The 18,499-nt window shown below is 61.8% G+C and carries 17 protein-coding genes, 2 pseudogenes and 1 other annotated feature; of the genes and pseudogenes, 14 read left to right on the top strand and 5 right to left on the bottom strand.

The genetic code is table 11. The annotated features are described in order from the left end of the window. The 8 genes and pseudogenes from tldD to LGM89_RS24305 form a co-directional block, all read left to right on the top strand. Positions 1 to 1,467, top strand: a complete 1,467-nt coding sequence (gene tldD / locus LGM89_RS24340) for a metalloprotease TldD (RefSeq protein WP_226274142.1) — start codon at positions 1 to 3, stop codon at positions 1,465 to 1,467. Positions 1,468 to 1,529: 62 nt separating this feature from the next. Beyond that, positions 1,530 to 3,296, top strand: a complete 1,767-nt coding sequence (locus LGM89_RS24335; RefSeq protein ID WP_226274141.1) for an ABC transporter ATP-binding protein/permease — start codon at positions 1,530 to 1,532, stop codon at positions 3,294 to 3,296. A 53-nt stretch (positions 3,297 to 3,349) separates the two neighbouring features. Next, positions 3,350 to 5,164: an aminopeptidase P family protein gene (locus tag LGM89_RS24330; RefSeq protein WP_226205923.1), complete on the top strand. Its 1,815-nt coding sequence runs from the start codon at positions 3,350 to 3,352 to the stop codon at positions 5,162 to 5,164. Between the two features lie 90 nt (positions 5,165 to 5,254). Continuing rightward, positions 5,255 to 6,625, top strand: a complete 1,371-nt coding sequence (locus LGM89_RS24325) for a metallopeptidase TldD-related protein (RefSeq protein ID WP_089498281.1) — start codon at positions 5,255 to 5,257, stop codon at positions 6,623 to 6,625. Between the two features lie 119 nt (positions 6,626 to 6,744). Further along, positions 6,745 to 7,173 carry a Fis family transcriptional regulator gene (locus tag LGM89_RS24320; protein ID WP_089459813.1) on the top strand — a complete coding sequence of 143 codons (429 nt, stop codon included), beginning with the start codon at positions 6,745 to 6,747 and terminating at the stop codon, positions 7,171 to 7,173. Between the two features lie 80 nt (positions 7,174 to 7,253). Continuing rightward, the gene (locus LGM89_RS24315) at positions 7,254 to 8,522 is read left to right on the top strand and encodes an NHL repeat-containing protein (protein ID WP_089498282.1); all 1,269 of its coding nucleotides are present in this window, start codon (positions 7,254 to 7,256) and stop codon (positions 8,520 to 8,522) included. A gap of 9 nt (positions 8,523 to 8,531) precedes the next feature. Then, on the top strand, positions 8,532 to 8,750 hold the full coding sequence (locus LGM89_RS24310; RefSeq protein ID WP_143060042.1) for a hypothetical protein: 219 nt from the start codon (positions 8,532 to 8,534) through the stop codon (positions 8,748 to 8,750). A gap of 244 nt (positions 8,751 to 8,994) precedes the next feature. Then, positions 8,995 to 9,189, top strand: a pseudogene (locus tag LGM89_RS24305) (IS5/IS1182 family transposase); the annotation flags it as partial. 1 nt (position 9,190) lies between these two features. On the opposite strand, the pseudogene LGM89_RS24300 reads toward LGM89_RS24305, so the two are convergent. From LGM89_RS24300 to LGM89_RS24290, 3 genes and pseudogenes are all read right to left on the bottom strand, one after another. Beyond that, positions 9,191 to 9,445 (bottom strand): annotated as a pseudogene (locus LGM89_RS24300) (transposase); the annotation flags it as partial. Beyond that, positions 9,426 to 10,660, bottom strand: a protein-coding gene (locus tag LGM89_RS24295; protein WP_226274140.1) for an IS3 family transposase whose coding sequence is annotated in 2 segments (ribosomal slippage) — positions 9,426 to 10,369 and positions 10,369 to 10,660 — 1,236 coding nt in all. Because the reading frame shifts where the segments join, the coding sequence is not laid out codon by codon here. The pseudogene LGM89_RS24300 and the gene LGM89_RS24295, both read right to left, overlap by 20 nt. Further along, positions 10,263 to 10,379 (bottom strand) — a sequence feature (AL1L pseudoknot). It overlaps the preceding gene by 117 nt. A gap of 217 nt (positions 10,661 to 10,877) precedes the next feature. Further along, positions 10,878 to 12,059, bottom strand: coding sequence for an AAA family ATPase (locus tag LGM89_RS24290; protein WP_226274139.1), 1,182 nt, complete (start codon positions 12,057 to 12,059; stop codon positions 10,878 to 10,880). Between the two features lie 473 nt (positions 12,060 to 12,532). Here LGM89_RS24290 and LGM89_RS37335 point away from each other — a divergent pair, with 473 nt between their 5' ends. The 6 genes from LGM89_RS37335 to LGM89_RS24260 all read left to right on the top strand — a co-directional run bounded on the left by LGM89_RS37335 (position 12,533) and on the right by LGM89_RS24260 (position 16,655). After that, positions 12,533 to 13,480: a chorismate mutase gene (locus tag LGM89_RS37335; RefSeq protein WP_319001512.1), complete on the top strand. Its 948-nt coding sequence runs from the start codon at positions 12,533 to 12,535 to the stop codon at positions 13,478 to 13,480. After that, positions 13,461 to 13,679 (top strand): hypothetical protein, encoded by a 219-nt coding sequence (locus LGM89_RS24280; RefSeq protein WP_179254957.1) that lies wholly within the window; start codon positions 13,461 to 13,463, stop codon positions 13,677 to 13,679. Before LGM89_RS37335 ends, LGM89_RS24280 begins: the two co-directional genes overlap by 20 nt. Next, a complete protein-coding gene (locus LGM89_RS24275; protein ID WP_089498286.1) occupies positions 13,676 to 14,221 on the top strand; it encodes a thioesterase family protein in 546 nt (181 codons plus the stop codon). The genes LGM89_RS24280 and LGM89_RS24275 overlap by 4 nt, the downstream gene beginning before the upstream one ends. 368 nt (positions 14,222 to 14,589) lie before the next feature. Continuing rightward, positions 14,590 to 15,183 carry a cytochrome b/b6 domain-containing protein gene (locus LGM89_RS24270; RefSeq protein ID WP_226274199.1) on the top strand — a complete coding sequence of 198 codons (594 nt, stop codon included), beginning with the start codon at positions 14,590 to 14,592 and terminating at the stop codon, positions 15,181 to 15,183. 2 nt (positions 15,184 to 15,185) lie between these two features. After that, entirely contained in the window at positions 15,186 to 15,977 is a 792-nt protein-coding gene (locus LGM89_RS24265; protein ID WP_226205932.1) for a molybdopterin-dependent oxidoreductase, read from the top strand. A 63-nt stretch (positions 15,978 to 16,040) separates the two neighbouring features. Next, positions 16,041 to 16,655 (top strand): hypothetical protein, encoded by a 615-nt coding sequence (locus LGM89_RS24260; RefSeq protein WP_089498289.1) that lies wholly within the window; start codon positions 16,041 to 16,043, stop codon positions 16,653 to 16,655. An 87-nt stretch (positions 16,656 to 16,742) separates the two neighbouring features. On the opposite strand, the gene LGM89_RS24255 is transcribed toward LGM89_RS24260, so the two are convergent. Both LGM89_RS24255 and LGM89_RS24250 read right to left on the bottom strand, forming a co-directional pair. Next, positions 16,743 to 17,573 carry an oxidoreductase gene (locus LGM89_RS24255; RefSeq protein WP_089498290.1) on the bottom strand — a complete coding sequence of 277 codons (831 nt, stop codon included), beginning with the start codon at positions 17,571 to 17,573 and terminating at the stop codon, positions 16,743 to 16,745. 91 nt (positions 17,574 to 17,664) lie between these two features. Further along, positions 17,665 to 18,411 (bottom strand): glucose 1-dehydrogenase, encoded by a 747-nt coding sequence (locus LGM89_RS24250; protein WP_226205934.1) that lies wholly within the window; start codon positions 18,409 to 18,411, stop codon positions 17,665 to 17,667. Between the last annotated feature and the right edge of the window lie 88 nt (positions 18,412 to 18,499).

The raw sequence follows: 18,499 nt of genomic DNA, 5'->3' as shown, positions 1-18,499 counted from the left end.
ATGATCTCTGTTGATCCCTCCTTGCGCAATCTGATCGTCGCAAAGGACATTCTGCTGACGCCCTACGGCGTCGACGAGAGCCTGCTCACGCGCACGATCGCCGACATCTTCACGCATCGCGTCGACTACGCGGACCTGTACTTCCAGGCACGCCGCAGCGAAGCATGGCGCCTCGAGGAAGGCATCGTGAAATCGGGCAGCTTCAGCATCGATCACGGCGTCGGCGTTCGCGCGGTCGCGGACGACCGCACCGCGTTCGCGTTTTCCGACGACCTCTCGCCCGCGGCGATCGCGCAGGCGGCCGCGGCCACCAAGGCGATCGCGGCGGCCGGCGGCGGCATGCAGAAGGTGACGGCGGACGCTTCGCTGAAGAGCGTGACGGGTCACGACCTGTATCTGCCGTCCGATCCGCTCGCGTCGCTCGACGCGACGGCCAAGGTCAAGCTGCTCGAGCGCATCGAGCAGATGGCGCGCGGCCGCGACCCGCGCGTCACGCAGGTGATGGCGGGCCTCACCGGCGAATACGACGTCGTGCTGGTCGCGCGCAGCGACGGCGCGCTCGCGGCCGACATCCGCCCGCTCGTGCGTGTGTCGGTCACGGTGATCGCCGAGCAGAGCGGCCGCCGCGAGATCGGCTCCGGCGGCGGCGGCGGCCGCTTCGACTACGGTTACTTCACCGACGATGTGCTGTCGCGCTACGTCGATGACGCGGTGCACGCGGCGCTCGTAAACCTCGACGCGCGCCCCGCGCCCGCCGGCACGATGACCGTCGTGCTCGGGGCCGGCTGGCCCGGGATTCTGTTGCACGAAGCGATTGGCCACGGCCTCGAGGGCGACTTCAACCGCAAGGGCTCGTCGGCGTTCGCCGGCCGCATCGGCGAGCGAGTCGCCGCGAAGGGCGTGACGGTGGTCGATGACGGCACGGTGCCGAACCGCCGCGGCTCGCTCAACGTCGACGACGAAGGCAACCCGACGCAGCGCACGACGCTGATCGAGGACGGCATCCTGACGGGCTACATCCAGGACACGCTGAATGCGCGCCTGATGAAGATGTCCGTCACCGGCAATGCGCGGCGCGAGTCGTACGCGGCGCTGCCGATGCCGCGCATGACCAACACGTACATGCTGAACGGCGACAAGGATCCGCAGGAAATCATCGCGTCGGTGAAGAACGGCTTGTATGCGGTCAATTTCTCCGGCGGCCAGGTCGACATCACGAGCGGCAAGTTCGTGTTCTCGGCGTCCGAGGCGTACATGATCGAGAACGGCAAGATCACCTACCCGGTGAAGGGCGCGACGCTGCTCGGCAGCGGCCCGGAATCGCTGAAGTACGTGAGCATGATCGGCAATGACCTGTCGCTCGACAAGGGTGTCGGCACGTGCAGCAAGGAAGGCCAGGGCGTGCCGGTTGGTGTCGGCCAGCCCACACTGCGGCTGGACGAGGTCACGGTCGGCGGAACGCATTAAGCCAGGATCGATGCGGCCCGCTTCGACGGACTTTCGCGCCCGATCAATGTACGAATAAAGACATGCTCACTGCCACCACGCAAGCGGACCCGAAGGACTACAGTCTCAACGGCCGCTTCTTTCGACGTTTCATCGACATATCCCGCCCCTACTGGACGAGAGCCGGCGCATCGCGCTCATGGCTGGCGCTCGGCATCTTCATCGCGTTCTCGCTGTTCGAGATCCTGCTTGGCGGCAAGGTCTCGATCCTGACCCGGCAGATGAGTGACGCGCTGGTGGGGCGCCACGAGCTGTCTTACTGGCGCCTGTTCCTGCTCGTGACATCGATCGGCCTGGTCATCAACAACGGCATCCTCAGTCAGTTCTTCGATTTCGTCTACACCCGGCTCGCCATCCACTGGCGCGCATGGATGACGAATGACCTGATGTCGCGATATCTGGGGGCCCGAACGTACTACCGGATCGAACAGGATGGCGACGTCGACAACGTCGACCAGCGCATTCAGCAGGAAACGGGGCCGTTCTGCAACATGGCGGCGATGTTGCCGCGCATCGCCATCTACTCGGCCGGCACGTTGGGCATCCAGGGCTTGCTGCTTCGTCAGATTTCCCCGCTCTTGTTCTACGGCGTCATTGCCTACGGCATCATTTCCGCCGTGGTGACGTGGCTGCTGTACCGGCCGCTCATTCGCCTGAATTTCGACTTGACCGTTTCCGAGGCCGAGCTTCGCTTCGGTATCCTGCATGTCAGGAGCAATGGCGAGACGGTCGCGCTTTACCGCGGCGAATCCGCCGAGGCGCGCAGCGTGGCGCGACGGCTGGACAAGGTCGTGGATATCGCGAGGGGCACGGCGCGCTACGCCTTCATCATGCGGTCGACCGAGTCGCTGGTCGGCGTCGTCTGGACGCTGTTGCCGGTCGTCATCCTCGTGCCGCTCTACTTCAGCGGCAAGATCAGTTTCGGCGTGGTGACGCAAGGAACGGCGTCGGCAACGCTGCTGCTTCAGGGCATCCAGCGCGTGACGACGTTCATGCCGATATTCGCGTCCGCCGCGCCCCATGTGGTGCGGCTTGCCCAGATCGTCGAAAAGGCGGATGCGGTGAACGCAGCCCGTGCCGATCGCGCGGAAACCATCGCATATCAGGAAGGCAACGCGATTCAACTGACGCGTCTTACGCTCCAGACGCCTGGCCGCGAGCGCACGCTGCTGCGAGGATTGAGCCTGGCAATCGGCTGGGGCGAGCACTTGCTGATCATGGGGCAAACCGGCGTCGGCAAGAGTTCGTTGCTGCGTGCCGTGGCGGGACTGTGGCGAACGGGCAGCGGAACGATCACGATGCCGCCGCCGCAGGATGTGTTGTTCCTGCCGCAACGTCCGTACATGCTGCTGGGAAGCCTGCGCGAGCAGATCCTGTACCCGGAGACGGAAAGCACGCATACCGATCAACAGCTCCAGGCCTTGCTGGAGCAGGTCAATCTGCCTGATCTCGCCCGCAGGCATGGGGGATTCAATACGGTGATCGATTGGTCGAGAGTGCTGTCGTTGGGAGAGCAGCAGCGGATCGGCTTCGCACGCGCACTGGCTGCGCGCGCCCGTTACGTGTTTCTCGACGAGGCAACGAGCGCTGTCGACCTGGCCACCGAGCAATCGCTGTATCGGGCACTCGCGCTGGCCGGTGCAACGTACGTCAGCGTCGGCCACCGCGATTCGCTGCTGGCGTACCACCGGAATGTACTCCGGCTTCAGGCGGAGGGCGCGTGGCAATTGCTGACGGCGGAGCAGATGCAACGAGAAACCGATCGCGTGAAGAATGAAGACGCCGCGTGACGGGCGATTCGGCAACCCTTCGCGGGCGCCATTCCAAACACAAACGAACGTTCATGAATCAACCTCTACCTGACATGACGCCGGCGGCGGCTCGCATTGCGCGACTGCGCGGCGCGATGATCCGCGAGGGGACTGCCGCGTATCTCGTGCCGTCCGCCGACCCTCACCTGTCCGAGTACCTGCCCGAACGCTGGCAGGCGCGCCGCTGGCTGTCCGGTTTCACGGGCTCGGTCGGCACGTTGGTCGTCACCGCGGATTTCGCGGGCCTGTGGGTCGACAGCCGCTACTGGGTGCAGGCCGAGGCCGAGCTCGCCGGCACCGGTGTACAGCTGATGAAGATGACGGGCGGTCAGCAAAGCGCGCCGCATGTCGAGTGGCTCGCGCAGAACGTGCCGACCGGCGCGACGGTCGGCGTCGACGGCGCGGTGCTCGTGGTCGCGGCGGCCCGCGCGCTGACGGGGGCGTTGAACGCGCGCGGCATCGCGCTGCGCACCGATCTCGACCTGCTCGATGCGATCTGGCCCGAGCGGCCGGGGCTGCCCGGCGACGCGGTATTCGAGCACGTCGCGCCGCAGGCCGACACGGGCCGCGCGAGCAAGCTCGCCGAGGTGCGTCGCGCGATGCGCGCGCAGGGCGCGCAATGGCATTTCGTGTCGACGCTCGACGATCTTGCGTGGCTGTTCAACCTGCGCGGCACCGACGTCGACTTCAACCCCGTGTTCGTCGCGTACGCGATGATCGGCAGCGATCGCGCGACACTGTTCGTCGCCGACGGCAAGATCTCGCCGGCACTGGCCGCGGCGCTCGCGCAGGACGGCGTCGAGGTTCGCCCGTACGATGCCGCGCGCGCCGCGCTCGCGGCGCTGCCCGACGGCGCGACGCTGCTGATCGACCCGCGCCGCATGACGTTCGGCACGCTCGAGGCGGTGCCGGCCGGCGTGAAGCTGATCGAGGCCGTGAACCCGTCGACCTTGGCGAAGTCGCGCAAGACGGCCGCCGAGATCGAGTGCGTGCGCGTGACGATGGAACACGACGGCGCCGCGCTCGCCGAATTCTTCGCATGGTTCGAGCAGGCGGTGAACCGCGAGACGATCACCGAGTTGACGATCGACGAGCAGCTCACGGCCGCGCGCGCACGGCGCTCCGGCTACGTGCAGCCGAGCTTCGCGACGATCGCCGGCTTCAATGCGAACGGCGCGATGCCGCACTACCGAGCGACGCCGGCTTCGCACGCGACGATCGCCGGCGACGGCCTGCTGCTTGTCGATTCGGGCGGCCAGTACACGACCGGCACGACCGACATCACGCGTGTCGTGCCGGTCGGCACGATCAGCTACCTGCAGCGCCGCGATTTCACGATCGTGCTGAAGTCGATGATTGCGCTGTCGCGCGCCCGCTTTCCGCGCGGGATCCGCTCGCCGATGCTCGACGCGATCGCGCGTGCGCCGATGTGGGCGGCCGGGCTCGACTACGGTCACGGTACGGGTCACGGCGTCGGCTACTTCCTGAACGTGCACGAGGGCCCGCAAGTCATCTCGCACTCCGCGCCGGCCGAGCCGCATACGGCGATGGAGGAAGGGATGATCACGTCGATCGAGCCGGGCGTGTACCGGCCCGGCAAATGGGGCATCCGGATCGAGAACCTGGTCGTGAACCGCGAGGGCGAGCAGACGGAATTCGGCGATTTCCTCGCATTCGAGACGCTGACGCTGTGCCCGATCGACACGCGCTGCGTGCTGATCGACCTGCTGCACGACGACGAGCGCGCGTGGCTGAACGCATATCACGCGACGGTGCGCGAGTGCGTCGGCGGGCACGTGAGCGGTGACGCGAAGGCATGGCTGGACGCGCGTACGCAGCCTGTCTGACGAAGCCAGCCGGTTCAACACAAGAGGGAGCGTCACGTCACCGACGGTGACGTGTGACGACACGTCGCAATGAACACGAGACAGTGGAACATGGAAGCCAACCTGAACATGCAATCGAATGAATTTCTGCATACGCAAGACGAATTCAACCAATATGCGGCCGACATCCTGGCGCACGCCAAGGCTATCGGTGCGACCAGTGCGATGACAAGGATCGCGGAAGGCAGCGGCTTCTCCGTATCTGTTCGGCGTGGTGCAACCAATACCATCGAACACAAGCATAGCAAGGGCGCCAGCGTCATCGTCTATGTCGGCAACAAGCAGGGTACGGCAACCACGTCCGATTTGTCCCCGGCTGCCCTGAAAGATGCGGTCGCTGCCGCCTACCATATTGCCAGCGCCACGGCCGAGGATGCGGCAACCGGGCTTGCCGACGACGACCAGCTCGAACATGCGCCGCGCGATCTCGACCTTTACCACCCGTGGCCGCTGTCGATCGACGGAGCGCTGGAGCTCGCGCGCCGGGCCGAGGACGCTGCGTTTTCGGTGAGCCCGCAGATCCAGAATTCGGAGGGGGCGAGCGTCGATACGATGAACGGACACTTCGTGCTCGCCGCGTCGAACGGGTTTCAGGGCGGCTACGCGTCGTCGAATCACTCGATATCATGCAAACCGCTGGCGGGAAGCGGCAGTCATATGCAGATGGAATCCTGGTACACGTCGGAGCGGCGGCCCCAGGATCTGGCGTCGCCCGAATTCGTGGGGCGTTACGCAGCCGAGCGCGCCATTGCGCGTCTGCAGCCGCGCCCCTTCGAGACCAGAAAGGTTCCCGTTCTGGTGGAGGCGCGGTTGGCGGCGGGATTGCTGATGAATTTCGTCCAGGCGGCGAGCGGCAGCGCGCTGTTCGCGAAAGCGTCTTTCCTGGTCGACAGTCTCGGGAAGGAGATCTTCGCGCCGCACATCCGGATCGACGAGGATCCGCATGTACCGGCCGCGATGGGCAGTGCGCCGTTCGATGGCGAGGGTGTGAGAACGCGGAAGCGTCGCGTGGTGCACGACGGTGTGATCGAAGGCTACTTCTTGTCGTCATACGCGGCAAGAAAGCTCGGCATGCAAACGACCGGCAACGCGCACGGTCCGCACGGTCTGTCGTTGCGCAGCACGGCAACCCTGCCGGGCGACGATCTCGACGGCATGCTCGAGCGACTCGGGACGGGGCTGCTGCTTACGTCGATGATCGGACAAGGCATCAATTTGGTGACCGGAGACTATTCGCGAGGTGCCGCCGGGTTCTGGGTCGAGAACGGCAAGATCCAGTACCCGGTGGAAGGCATTACGGTCGCCAGCACGCTGCAGCAGATGTTCAGGAACATCGTTGCGGTGGGAAGCGATACGTTCACGGCTGGCGCGTTGAAGTCGGGCTCGGTGTTGATCGAAGAAATGACCGTGGCCGGACGATGAGCGGTTTCGTCGAGATCGCGGCGGCTCGCAGGGCGTTGCATGGACGATTGCAGAATGGCCTTTCCGTGCTGCGTGGAAGGGGGATAGCCTTCGTCCGGCAATTTCCTGGACGGTGAACCATGCGTGATTTCCATAGCCGGGCTCGCCAATCCAGTCTGAGGAAACGCGCTCGAAAGATCGATTGCATGCCGCTTCCCCGGCATGTCAGGGATAGTCTGGCGCTCGAATATCATCTGCAGCTCGAAGCACTGAAGGCGGGCGTGGGGACGTTGACGTCGCTGCAATTGCTGACAAGAGTGGCACTGGCCGCCGAGATGCTGCGATCGTTGGGGTATGGCGCAGCGGAAACGCGGGGGTTCCATGAGTACGAGGCCGCTGCATGGAATGCGCTTCAGGCTGGGCGGGATGGCGAGATCCAGTTCGATGAGGACAGCTATCGGTTATTCGCCGAGCTGGTGACGAGCCATGATGACCAACTGGCTCGCGCGCCCGTGAGCGCGATCGAGGCCGTCGCGAATCGACTGGAATCGGCCTGTAGCCGGGCGTGACACTGCACGGCCGTCTTTTGGAAGTTGACCATGCAGAAGATATTTTCAATAAGAAATAAATTTATATTGGGGATCTCGCGATGGCAAATATAAATCATTGGATTTTTGCTATTTTATGTTCTTTGTTTTTGGTCGGTTGCAATGGAGATGGTCCGGCAGCTGAAAATTCCACATTGTCGACTTCAAATAAGGCGGCTACTGTATTTGCGGGATCTAAACAATATGGTTCGGTTGACAGTTCTGGAGTCGCGGCGTCATTTAATAGCCCGGTCAATTTGGCCGTCGATACAATGGGAAGTCTCTACGTCGCCGATGCCGGCAACAATAAAATCCGGAAGGTTGCGGCGAGTGGCGTTGTAACGACGGTCGCCGGATCAGGGCAACCCGGTTCGACCGATGGTGCGGGTATGGGGGCGACCTTTGACCATCCATCCGGTGTCGCCGTCGATGCAGGAGGTGCTCTGTACGTTGCGGACACAGCCAGCAATAAGATTCGGAAGATTTCTCCAGCAGGTCTCGTGACGACGCTTGCAGGATCTGGGCAATCAGGTTCGACCGATGGTCTTGGGGGGAATGCGTCGTTCAATCATCCGACGGGAATCGCTGTCGATGGAGCCGGTTCACTCTACGTAGCGGACACGGAAAACAACCTGATCCGCAAGATTACTGCAACAGGTCTTGTGACGACTCTTGCCGGATCCGGGCAAAGAGGTTCGACCGATGGTCTCAGTGGGAATGCGTTATTCAACCATCCCATGGGTATCGTCGTCGACGGAGCGGGTTCAATTTACGTGGCGGACACGGAAAACAGCCTGATCCGCAAGATTACGGCAGCAGGTCTTGTGACGACGCTTGTCGGATCTGGGCACACAGGCTCAGCCGATGGCCTCGGGCGGAATGCGTCGTTCAATCATCCCATGGGTATCGCCGCCGACGCAGCCGATATACTGTATGTAGCGGACACGGAAAGCAACCTGATCCGCAGGATTACGGCAGCAGGTCTTGTGACGACGCTTACCGAGTCTGGGCAGTCAGGCTCGACAGATGGTCTCGGAGCGAATGCTTCGTTCAATCATCCCATGGGTATTGCGATTAATTCATCTGGGATTGCCTATATTACTGAATCTGATGAAAATATAATCTACTCGGTTAATCTTGGAAGGGGGCGCGCCAAAATCAATTCCAAGAGATTTAATTCATTCCAGATTGATTGCCAGCAGGTCAAGCAAAGCTGCATAGCTCAATGCAGCGAAACAGCTTTGCCGACTCCGGATTATGGATTTGCGTTTTGGAATTGCATGACAAGCTGTATGGATGAGAAAGGATTTTTGTATGGGGTTGATTGCTAGGGGTGAACAATGATTGCCGATCTTGAAACTGCCAGAAAGATAAACGAGTTGATGCTTTCGATGGGGGCATCGTTGAATGAATCAGTATTTCTTGTTGTTGATAACTGCTCGGATGATGATGCTAAGAAATACAAGCTGATGATTGGTAATGTCATGAGTGGCTTGTACGACATACTGGCGCAAATTTATATCGATCACCCAACCCTCAAGCCAAAAGGGTTATTATAGGCATGTCGTTATACACAACGTCCTCGTTGTTAGGGAAACTCTGCGCAATTCGCACCCGTCTTGTGCTTGCAGTGAATCGTCGAGCAGGAGAGCATGTAGCGCATGAAACACGCTGACCTTGGGGCATTGTTGCAAAAATCGGGCGAGCCAGCGGCCGGCTGACGTTTACCCACAACAGCCGGTCCGGCACCCCTTTTAACAATTCGGGGTCCTGTGTAGATTCTCGATTTTTGGCTGCGAGAAGATGCGCAGGGACAAGGGCAAGACGTGCGAGCCGAAGGCGCGCTATCGTGTCAGGAACTGGTCGACCTGCAACGCCGGCCTGATCAACCGAGGTAACGTCACGATGTGGATCGATGCAGCCGCCCTTGCGGGCATACCCGACACCGAGCCGACCCGCGGCCGTCCGCGTCTGTACAGCGACGCACTGATCCAGGCGCGGTCACCCGCGTGAGTTCGGCCTTCAATCGCCGCGCCTCGGCACTCTGGTCTAGTTCCACCTGCCGCACGACATCTGGCTTATCGAACTTCGCTCGCCAGGCATATAGGCTGTGCGTCGTAATGCCCAAACGCTGGGCCACATCTGCAACCGAATGACCACGCTCGGTGACTTGCTTGACTGCTTCGATCTTGAACTCATCTGAACCGCCCCGGGAATCATGGAGGCTGGTTGGTTTAAGTTGATGCGGGTTCAGTGGTAGCTGTTTCAAGTTGCCGATAGTCGTTTGCCTCAGCTTCGGCGGGCGGGATATAGCCGAGGGGTTCCATCAACCGATGACGATTGAACCAAGCCACCCACTGCAGCGTTGCCAGTTCAACGGATTCTCGCGTTTTCCAGGTGCGGCGATGAATCAGTTCAGCCTTGTACAGGCCGTTGATCGTTTCAGCCAGGGCGTTGTCATAGCTGTCGCCCCGGCTGCCGACCGACGATTCGATGCCCGCTTCGGCCAGCCGTTCGCTGTAGCGAATGCTGACGTATTGGGACCCTCTATCCGAATGATGTATCAAGGTTCCGTCGTCGCCCGGGCGCCGCGCGTAAAGCGCCTGTTCAAGTGCATCCAGGACGAAGTCCGTGGTCATCGAACTGCTGATGCGCCAGCCGACGATACGGCGAGCGAACACATCGATCACGAAAGCCATATACAGCCAGCCCTGCCACGTCGAAACGTAGGTGAAAGCCGAAACCCAGAGCGGGTTCGGCCGTGCCGCCTTGAACTGGCGATTGACCCGATCCAGCGGGCGCAGGGCTATGGCATCAGGAACAGTCGTGCGAACACGCTTGCCTCGCATCACGCCGCGCAAACCCAGTTGCTTCATCAACCGTTCGACCGTGCAGCGCGCCACCGCGATACGCTCCCGGTTCATCTGCTTCCAGACTTTATCCGCACCGTAGACCTGCATGTTGGCCTGCCACACACGCTTGATATCCGGCCGCAGACGTTCATTGCGGATTGCGCGAACAGAGCGCCGCGACGGATCACGAAGCTGCGCGGCATGGCGTCGGTAACCCGACGGGGCAATCCGCAAGACCTTGCAGATCGGCTCGACCCCGAAGGGGTCGCGATGCTGATCGATGAATGCCTTCAGGACTTGAAACGGCGGTCGAGCTCCGCCTGGGCGAAAAACGCGCTCGCGACCTTGAGAATCTCGTTGGCACGACGCAACTCCTTGACTTCGCGCTCCAAGGCCTTGAGGCGCTCGCGCTCGTCTGTGGTCACGCCATCGCGCTCACCGTGGTCGACCTGGTCACGCTTGACCCACTCGTGCAGCGTCTGCGGTGTGCAGCCGATCATCGGCGCAATCGATTCGATCGCCGCCCACATCGACGGATGTTCGCTACGCTGCTCGCGTTCCAGGCGCAACGCGCGCTCTCGGACTTCCGGGGAAAACTTACTTGGCTTCTTGTTCATGGCTCCATTCTCTCAAGAGTTGGAGCCTCCACAAAATCCGGGGCGGTTTAGACAGGAGGTTTTCGCTCAGCACGCCCGCCTTGAAAGTCGCGCCGGTTTCATGAAACGATGGACTTCCCGTGACGTTTTCTAGAGCAGATCACCGGCGCGGTTCAGTTTGGCCAACATCCGAATCGGTGCAACAGATCCGACTGACGAGCGCATCGACGGGTGTCTGTTACTTGCCCGAATCCGGCCATCGCCAAACGGGTCGGTCGAGCTTGTGCTGCCCGAGAATCGTCGTCTCAGAGAATGCCTTTTCCAGGGTGATCTGGCTGAACTCCGTGTCCTCTTCAAGCGCTGACGCCAGCCGTGTCGAATGGGAAACGACCCAGATTTGAGAATACATCGCCGCCTGCCGAATGAGTCGGCCCAGCGCGGGAATGAGATCGGGATGAAGGCTCGCCTCGGGTTCATTGAGGACCATCAACTCGGGCGGCCGCGCAGTCAGCAAGGCTGCACACAACAGCAGATATCGCAGCGTGCCATCGGAAAGCTCGGCAGCCTTGAGCGGGCGGAACAGGCCGTCCTGTCGAAACACGAGCGAAAACAATCCGTCCCGCTCCGTTTCAATTTCGACATGCGCGCCGGGAAAGGCATCGGACACTGCATCGTCGAGTGCCTGATGATCACCGACTTCGAGAATCGTCTGCCACGCCGCAGCGAGATCGCGCCCGTCATGATGGAGAACGGGAGTACGGGTTCCCACATGCGACCGCCGTGCCGGCGCATCCACATCAATTCGAAAATGATCGTAGAAGCGCCAGCGGCGCATCACTTCCCTGACTTCGAATACCTCCGGACTGCTCCGATCGTTGCCGATTTGCGAGAAGAGGCTCTCATAACGGGGCAAGCTGTGTGTTACGGTATCCCAACCGTCGTCCGACCGGCGGTGCACGACATTACCGTCCCGATCAATCAGCATGTTCGAGGATCGAAGGAATGCGCCACTCCAAATCGCTTCGCGCTTGAATTCGGGGTCCAGCTTGAACGCCGAAGGCGATTCGGATGATTCCTGGGCAAGACCCATGGACACCGCGTAGCCGAATGTCATGCCGCCGAAGCCCAGCTTCAGGCGCGGCGCGGGCGTTCCTTTGGCCGGTCTTTGCAGCGGGATCTCACCACGTCGCATCGCCCCCGAGCGGTCCTCCGGCCCTGCCCATACGACCGACTGCAAGCCGCCCTCGGAGGCCAACGGCGCCACGATTCCATCCTGCGCTGTGCTGGCGAGCAACCGCAATGCACGATAAAGATTCGATTTGCCGCTGCCATTCGCTCCAGTGATCAAGTTGAGCCTCGACAACGGGATGACGAGTTCCTTGATCGAGCGGTAGTTGTTGATTGCCAGGGTCTCCAGCATGGTCGAGCGCAGTATCCGGTTTGGGTCGAATGCGGGATGGGGCATGACGCCTCGAACGCATTTGATATTGACGGCGTGTCGCGTGCAGGCCTGAGCGAGTTGAGGCGTCTTCGGTCACAGGTGCGCTTGCAAAAAAAATCGATCTCGTGGTCTCTAAATTATTTCTCTATCGAAGATCGTCGGTTGCTCTTCGCTGATGTGAGAGGAAGTTTCACGGCTGGTGACGGCCAGCGCTTCCCCGACCCGCATACGGAACAAAGGATTCGTATGACACTAAAGACGAACGAGCGAAGGATTTAGTACCGTCTCTTTTTTATGTATTTCATATATAGGTATGGTTGTTTAAATAGAAAATATAGATCGTTGATGTGCTGACGAGAAACCGCTTGCATCCGCGCTAAATCGGAAGCCCCTGAGCAAGGCGATGTGCTGCGGTGTAGTGAATCATCCAATCGGCGAAAGCATCGAGGGCGATGCCGCACGCCAGACCATTCAGGAATCTGCCTCGACGCCACTTGCAGCAAGAGGGTTATAACTTCTTGCCTGTGCGGAGGCATCGAACGGCGGCCCTCACGAATCGGAAATCCCTTGCACGTTGGGTCGGTCATTTGACCGATGTGCACCGGTCAAATGTTTTGCGATTCTTCAATGACGGAGAAGATGGCGTAGACACTATGACTTGTAGCGTACGGGAAGGGAAAAACGGCGTGGCCGCGACTGCCACCCAGGAATGGGCGCCAAGGGCGCCGCGACCTGACGAAACGAGGGCATATAAATCCAAGGTCGAGCGTTCGACTCCTGCACCCGATGGAATTGCCCGCGGAATGAAGTTCAGATCCTGGAGATCATGTCTTTTGATAAGTTCACTCGCCACTGTCATGTTATCTACATCGCCGTCGGCAGCGGTACCTCCAGGCAACGCGTCGACGTTAAGCGCGCTGTTGGATCTGACGGCGGCACGGCTACGAATTGCGAGGCAGGTCGCACTGAGCAAGTGGGACTCCGGAAAGCCCGTGGAGGATCTTTCGAGAGAGTCTGCGGTGATCGCTGCCGCGGTAAAGGAAGCGCGAGCCAACGGAGTACCGGCCAAGTTGGCAGTCCATTTCTTCACGGATCAAATTGAAGCCAACAAGCTTGTCCAGTATGCGCTGCTGGCTGAATGGCGGCGCTCTGATCACGCCCCGGATGATGCGCGTGCGGATCTCGAGAAAGAAATACGTCCCGAACTCGACCGTCTCAAAGGCGGGTTCATCCAAGTACTCGCACAATCCGGTGAATTTCGGGACCGTACTGACTGCAGCGAGCGCATTTCTCGCGCAACTCACGAGTACATCGCGACGCACTCTTTGAATTCGCTCTATGCACTCGCTATGGATCGCGCGCTTGCTCGGGTTTGCGAGCGTGACGAGCAACGTCCCTGACAAACGCACCGCGAATCGCGTATCTGTTTCGTTTTGTGTCGTCGCCGCCATTGCCTATGAAAAGTCCGCGGAACGCGCAGCAGAAGTGGTCGCTGCACTCGAAAAGCGTGGCCGGCAAGCCGTCGCCTGCTTCCCGTCCGGTATGGATGCCGTGACGCGCGCGCTCTGCGCCGGCACCGTCAAAACCCGCGATTCATGAATCTACTGCTGCGTTTGTGTCTGACGTTCCTGCTGAGCCTGCGTCGTCAGCGACTGCACATTCTCGACACCTGTGTCACGCCGTTTCGCGTGTGGCCAAACGACCTCGATGTGCTGCGCCACATGACCAATGGCCGCTACTTTGGCATTCTCGATCTGGGGCGGGTCGATCTGCTGCTGCGCTCGCGCGTCTGGCAACGCGTCAATGCGCAAGGGTGGTATCCCGTCGTCACGCTCGAGACGATACGATTTCATCGATCGCTGCATCTGTGGGAGCGCTACGACGTCACGACGCGTGTGATCGGTTGGGACGAAAAGCATGTGTTCCTGGAGCAGGGGTTCAGCCGCGGCGGGACGCAGGTCGCGGTCGGCGTCGTGCGAACCCGGTTCCTGAAGCGCGGCGGAGGTACCGTGCCGACCGACGAACTGCTGGCGTGGATCGGCGTGACGCAGCCTCCGCCCGAACTGCCCGAATGGGTCGTGCAATGGAGCCGAGCCGAGGGTGGGATGGCGATGCATGCGGAATCGGTTCTACAGACTTGACGCACCGCGATGGCAGCCGCTCGCGGACATGCCGTCAGCGGTCGCGATGGCCTTCGTCGGCGCCGGAAGTTTTCCGGCGCGGTGACGGCACGTGGCGGGATAAATCCGCCCCCTTCAACGGGCGCGACGGGCGGGACGTGGTCGACGTCGAAGCGAACCTTCGACTGGCCGGCCCGCGCCGACGGGTCGCGTGGCGGACGACCGCCATTGTTCCCGCCAGCCGCCTGACCGTCGGCTCGACAGGCGTCCGACGGGGTCGGTCGTTCGACCGATATCGCTGCGTCGCGGCAATTGCGATCCTTCTCGTCACGCCCCTGTCACCACGGCATGACGCGTGCACCATCCGCAAGATTACGAGGAAGTTCGCTGTGAAACGTTCGACGATTCATCCGCTGTGGGTCCGTCTTCTCCATTGGATCAATGCCGCCGCAGTCATCGCCATGTGCCTGAGCGGCTGGCAGGTCTACAACGCGTCGCCGATTGTCAGGGCGGTCACGTTTCCGCGTTCCACCACGCTTGGAGGCTGGCTGGGCGGTGCGCTCCTCTGGCACTTCGCGGCGATGTGGATCCTGGTCGGCAACCTGTTCGCCTATCTCGTGCTCGGCATGGCGACAGGGCGGTTGCGCAGGAAGCTGTTGCCGCTCGGCATGCGCGCGCTTCTTTCCGACCTCGCCGCCACGCTGCGCGGAAAGCTGGTTCACGAAGATCCCGCGCAGTACAACGCCGTGCAGAAGTTCGCGTATCTCGGCGCGCTCGCCGATATCGTGCTGCTCGTTCTGTCGGGGCTCGCCATCTGGAAACCGGTGCAGTTTGCTTTCCTGAAGACACTGATGGGCGGATTCGACAACGCGCGCATCGTTCATTTCGTCGCGATGAGCGTGCTCGTCGGTTTCCTTGCCGTTCACGTCGTGATGGTCGCGCTCGTTCCGCGCTCATTGCTCACGATGATTCGAGGGCGCTGATCATGAATGAACCCAAACGTTCGTCGCGGGCCGACCGCGTCTCGCAGCTCGATTCGCGTGCGATCGTCAAGGATGCGCGCAACGCGCTCCAGTCGACGCAACGCCGCCTGTTCGGCAAGCGGATCCTCACGCTCGGCGGCCTGATGCTGCTTTCCGGCTGCGACCTGACCGACGACCAATCGGTCAACACGATGCTGCGCCGCGTGTCTTCGTTCAACGACGACGTGCAGGCGTCGCTCTTCGATCCGCGCAAGCTTGCGCCGACGTATCCGGAGTCGATGATCGCGCGGCCCTTTCCATTCAACGCGTACTACGACATCGACCAGGTGCCGGACGTGGATGCGGAGAAATATCGGCTCCAGCTCGGCGGGCTGGTCAAGGGCAGGCGTACGTGGACGCTCGACGAGCTCCATGCGTTGCCGCAGGAAAGCCAGGTTACGCGGCATATCTGCATCGAAGGGTGGAGCGCGATCGGGAAGTGGGGCGGCGTGCGATTTTCCGATTTCCTGTTGCGCGCCGGCGCCGACACCACCGCGAAGTACGTCGCGCTGCATTGCGCCGACAACTACTGGACGAGCATCGACATGCCGACCGCGCTCCATCCGCAAACGCTGCTGACGCTCACCTATGACGGCCGCGTCTTGCCGGCGAAGTACGGCTTCCCGATGAAGCTGCGCATGCCGACCAAGCTCGGATACAAGAATCCCAAACACATCGTCGCCATCACGGTGACCAACGCATTCCCGGGCGGTTATTGGGAAAACCAGGGATACAACTGGTTTGGCGGCTCCTGAGCCCTTGGCCCTGGACACCTCGCCGGTCACATTCTCGATCGCAACCTCATCAAAGGAGCATTCATGTCCATTCGACTCAAACTCGCCGCCTCCGTCGTCGCGGCGACGCTGGCCGGCACCGCGTTCGCGCAATCCGCCGCGGTCAAGCCCGAGCGCATTCGTGGCGACATCGTCTCGTTTTCCGGAGACAGCCTGAAGGTACATCGCCGCAGCGGCGACACCGTGCTCATCAATGTCGCGGCGTCGACCAACGTGAACGCGGTGAAAGCGATTCAGCTGTCCGATATCAAACCGGGTTCCTATGTCGGCGCAGCGGCCACGCCGGGCGAGAACGGCAAGTTGATCGCGAAGGAAGTGCTCGTATTCCCCGAGGCCGCGCGCGGCATGGGTGAAGGCCACTATGCGTGGGATCTCGCCGCGAACAGCTCGATGACGAACGCGAATGTGGATACCATCGTTCAAGGCACGAGCGGGCGCGACCTGAAGCTTTCGTACAAGGGCGGCAGCAACACGATCAACGTGCCGCCCGACGCGCCGGTCGTGACGCTCATCCAGGCGACGCGCGCCGATTTGTCGGCGGGCAAGAAGATTTTCGTCGTGGCTACGCCGGGCAAGGACGGGGGATACGACGGACGCCAGATCGTGGTCGAGAAGGACGGGGTAGCGCCTCCGATGTAAGCCGGCCGCCGGCGGGCGACTTGTCGTTCGCCGGCGTGTCCGCGATTCGTTTTCTTTCGGGCCGACCGTTGCGTCGGCCCGAGACCGTCAATCGAAGTCGGTCGCGATGGAGCGCGCGCGCCATGCGTCGATGTCCCGGCGGAACGTCTTCAGCTTGCGCTCCGCAATGGCATGGGCACTCGGTCCGATCGGCAGGTGCAACGGTGGATCGTCCGAGTCGATCGCCTGGATGATCACCGCGGCGGCTTTGGCAGGATCGCCTGCCTGATGTCCGTCATTGCTGTCGCGGTAGCTGCGCGCGGAGCCCGCGGTTGCCGAATAGTCGCCGATTTGCTGCTTGGCGACCGTGATCGAGCGCCCCAGGAATTCGGTTCGAAACGGACCGGGCTCCACGATGACCACGCGAATGCCCATCGGTTCGACTTCCTGTGCGAGGGCCTCCGACAGGCCTTCGACTGCAAACTTCGTCGCGTTGTAATAGCCGCGGCCCCCCGAGCCGGCGATACCGGCACCGGACGACAGGTTGACGATCCTGCCACCGCCGGTGCGCCGCATCAGCGGCAACGCCGCGCGCGTCGTCTCGATGAGCCCGAAGACGTTCACATCGAATAACGGCCGGTATTCCTCCGGCGTGCCTTCTTCGATTGCGCCCATGAATCCATGCCCGGCGTTGTTGACCAGCACGTCCAACCTGCCGAACGCTTCAATCGTCAACGCCATGGCCGCGTGTATCGTCTCCGGCATCGTCACGTCCAACGCTGCAACACGCAGCGTGTCCGGATAACGCCGTGCCAGATCGCGTAGCGTTTCCGGTGCACGCGCCGTTGCCACCACGTGGTCGCCGCGCGCGGCCGCCGCGCGTGCGAGATGCAGGCCGAAGCCGCCGGAGCAGCCGGTGATCAACCAGGTTTTGTTCATGCGTTTCTCCTTTCGCTCGATTCTGCGTTTCGATACGCTCGACGGAGCGCGCCGATGCAGGATCGGCGCACGTTCCCGCGAGCATGGCGCGTCAGCGCATGCCGCCCGACGCGAGAATGATCTCGCCCGTCATCCATCCCGAGTCGTCGGACGCGAGAAACGAAACGATCGGCGCGATGTCCCGCACCTGGCCGATGCGGCCGAGCGGCGTCTGGTCCGCGTTCCACGTCTCGAAGTCCGATCCGATGACGCCGGCGGCATGGGTGCCCTCGGTTTCCACCAAGCCGGGGTTCACGGCATTGACCCGGATGCCGCGCGGGCCGAGCTCCCGCGCGAGCACCCCGGTGATGGCGTCGATTGCGCCTTTCGTGCCGCTGTAGATGGCACTCTCGGCCGGAAGGACGCGCGTGACGTTGGAGCTGATGTTGACGATGCTGCTGCCGTTGCCGAGGTGCGGCGCGGCGGCGCCGGCGACCAGCAGCGGACCGAGCACGTTGATGTCGAATTGCTCGCGGTAGCGCGCCTCGGTGGTTTCCTCGATCCTGGCGAACTGGTAGACGCCGGCGTTGTTCACCACGATGTCCAACCGCCCGAAATGGTCGATGGCTGCGTTGACGAGTGCCTCGACCTCCGCCTTGTTCGTCACGTCGGCGCGCACCGCCAATGCCTTCCCGCCGGCGGCCTGAATGTCCCCGACGACCTGTTCGGCACCGCTCGCACTGGATGCGTAGTTGACGACGACCTGTGCGCCGTCGGCCGCAAGCTGGCGCGCGATGCCTGCGCCGATGCCTTTCGATGCCCCCGTCACGATCGCGACCTTGCCCTTCAACTTGTTCATGTCTTCACACTCCGCAGAGGTTGGCCCCGAGCGGGGCGGTTCGGTAGATGCAAGTCACCATCGTGAGGCTCACACAATTGTTTGTGAA

The sequence above is a fragment of the Burkholderia sp. AU31624 genome (genome assembly GCF_020420065.1).
In the GTDB taxonomy this organism is placed as follows: domain Bacteria; phylum Pseudomonadota; class Gammaproteobacteria; order Burkholderiales; family Burkholderiaceae; genus Burkholderia.
Note: the sequence above shows the minus strand (reverse complement) of the source record. Positions and strands in the feature narration are given on the sequence as shown.

What these genes read in the sequence shown, in the direction of transcription:
- tldD (WP_226274142.1), top strand. Translation starts at nt 1, where the DNA reads ATGATCTCTGTTGATCCCTCCTTGCGCAATCTGATCGTCGCAAAGGAC.
- LGM89_RS24335 (WP_226274141.1), top strand. Translation starts at nt 1,530, where the DNA reads ATGCTCACTGCCACCACGCAAGCGGACCCGAAGGACTACAGTCTCAAC.
- LGM89_RS24330 (WP_226205923.1), top strand. Translation starts at nt 3,350, where the DNA reads ATGAATCAACCTCTACCTGACATGACGCCGGCGGCGGCTCGCATTGCG.
- LGM89_RS24325 (WP_089498281.1), top strand. Translation starts at nt 5,255, where the DNA reads ATGGAAGCCAACCTGAACATGCAATCGAATGAATTTCTGCATACGCAA.
- LGM89_RS24320 (WP_089459813.1), top strand. Translation starts at nt 6,745, where the DNA reads ATGCGTGATTTCCATAGCCGGGCTCGCCAATCCAGTCTGAGGAAACGC.
- LGM89_RS24315 (WP_089498282.1), top strand. Translation starts at nt 7,254, where the DNA reads ATGGCAAATATAAATCATTGGATTTTTGCTATTTTATGTTCTTTGTTT.
- LGM89_RS24310 (WP_143060042.1), top strand. Translation starts at nt 8,532, where the DNA reads ATGATTGCCGATCTTGAAACTGCCAGAAAGATAAACGAGTTGATGCTT.
- LGM89_RS24290 (WP_226274139.1), bottom strand. Translation starts at nt 12,059, where the DNA reads ATGCTGGAGACCCTGGCAATCAACAACTACCGCTCGATCAAGGAACTC.
- LGM89_RS37335 (WP_319001512.1), top strand. Translation starts at nt 12,533, where the DNA reads ATGCCGCACGCCAGACCATTCAGGAATCTGCCTCGACGCCACTTGCAG.
- LGM89_RS24275 (WP_089498286.1), top strand. Translation starts at nt 13,676, where the DNA reads ATGAATCTACTGCTGCGTTTGTGTCTGACGTTCCTGCTGAGCCTGCGT.
- LGM89_RS24265 (WP_226205932.1), top strand. Translation starts at nt 15,186, where the DNA reads ATGAATGAACCCAAACGTTCGTCGCGGGCCGACCGCGTCTCGCAGCTC.
- LGM89_RS24260 (WP_089498289.1), top strand. Translation starts at nt 16,041, where the DNA reads ATGTCCATTCGACTCAAACTCGCCGCCTCCGTCGTCGCGGCGACGCTG.
- LGM89_RS24255 (WP_089498290.1), bottom strand. Translation starts at nt 17,573, where the DNA reads ATGAACAAAACCTGGTTGATCACCGGCTGCTCCGGCGGCTTCGGCCTG.
- LGM89_RS24250 (WP_226205934.1), bottom strand. Translation starts at nt 18,411, where the DNA reads ATGAACAAGTTGAAGGGCAAGGTCGCGATCGTGACGGGGGCATCGAAA.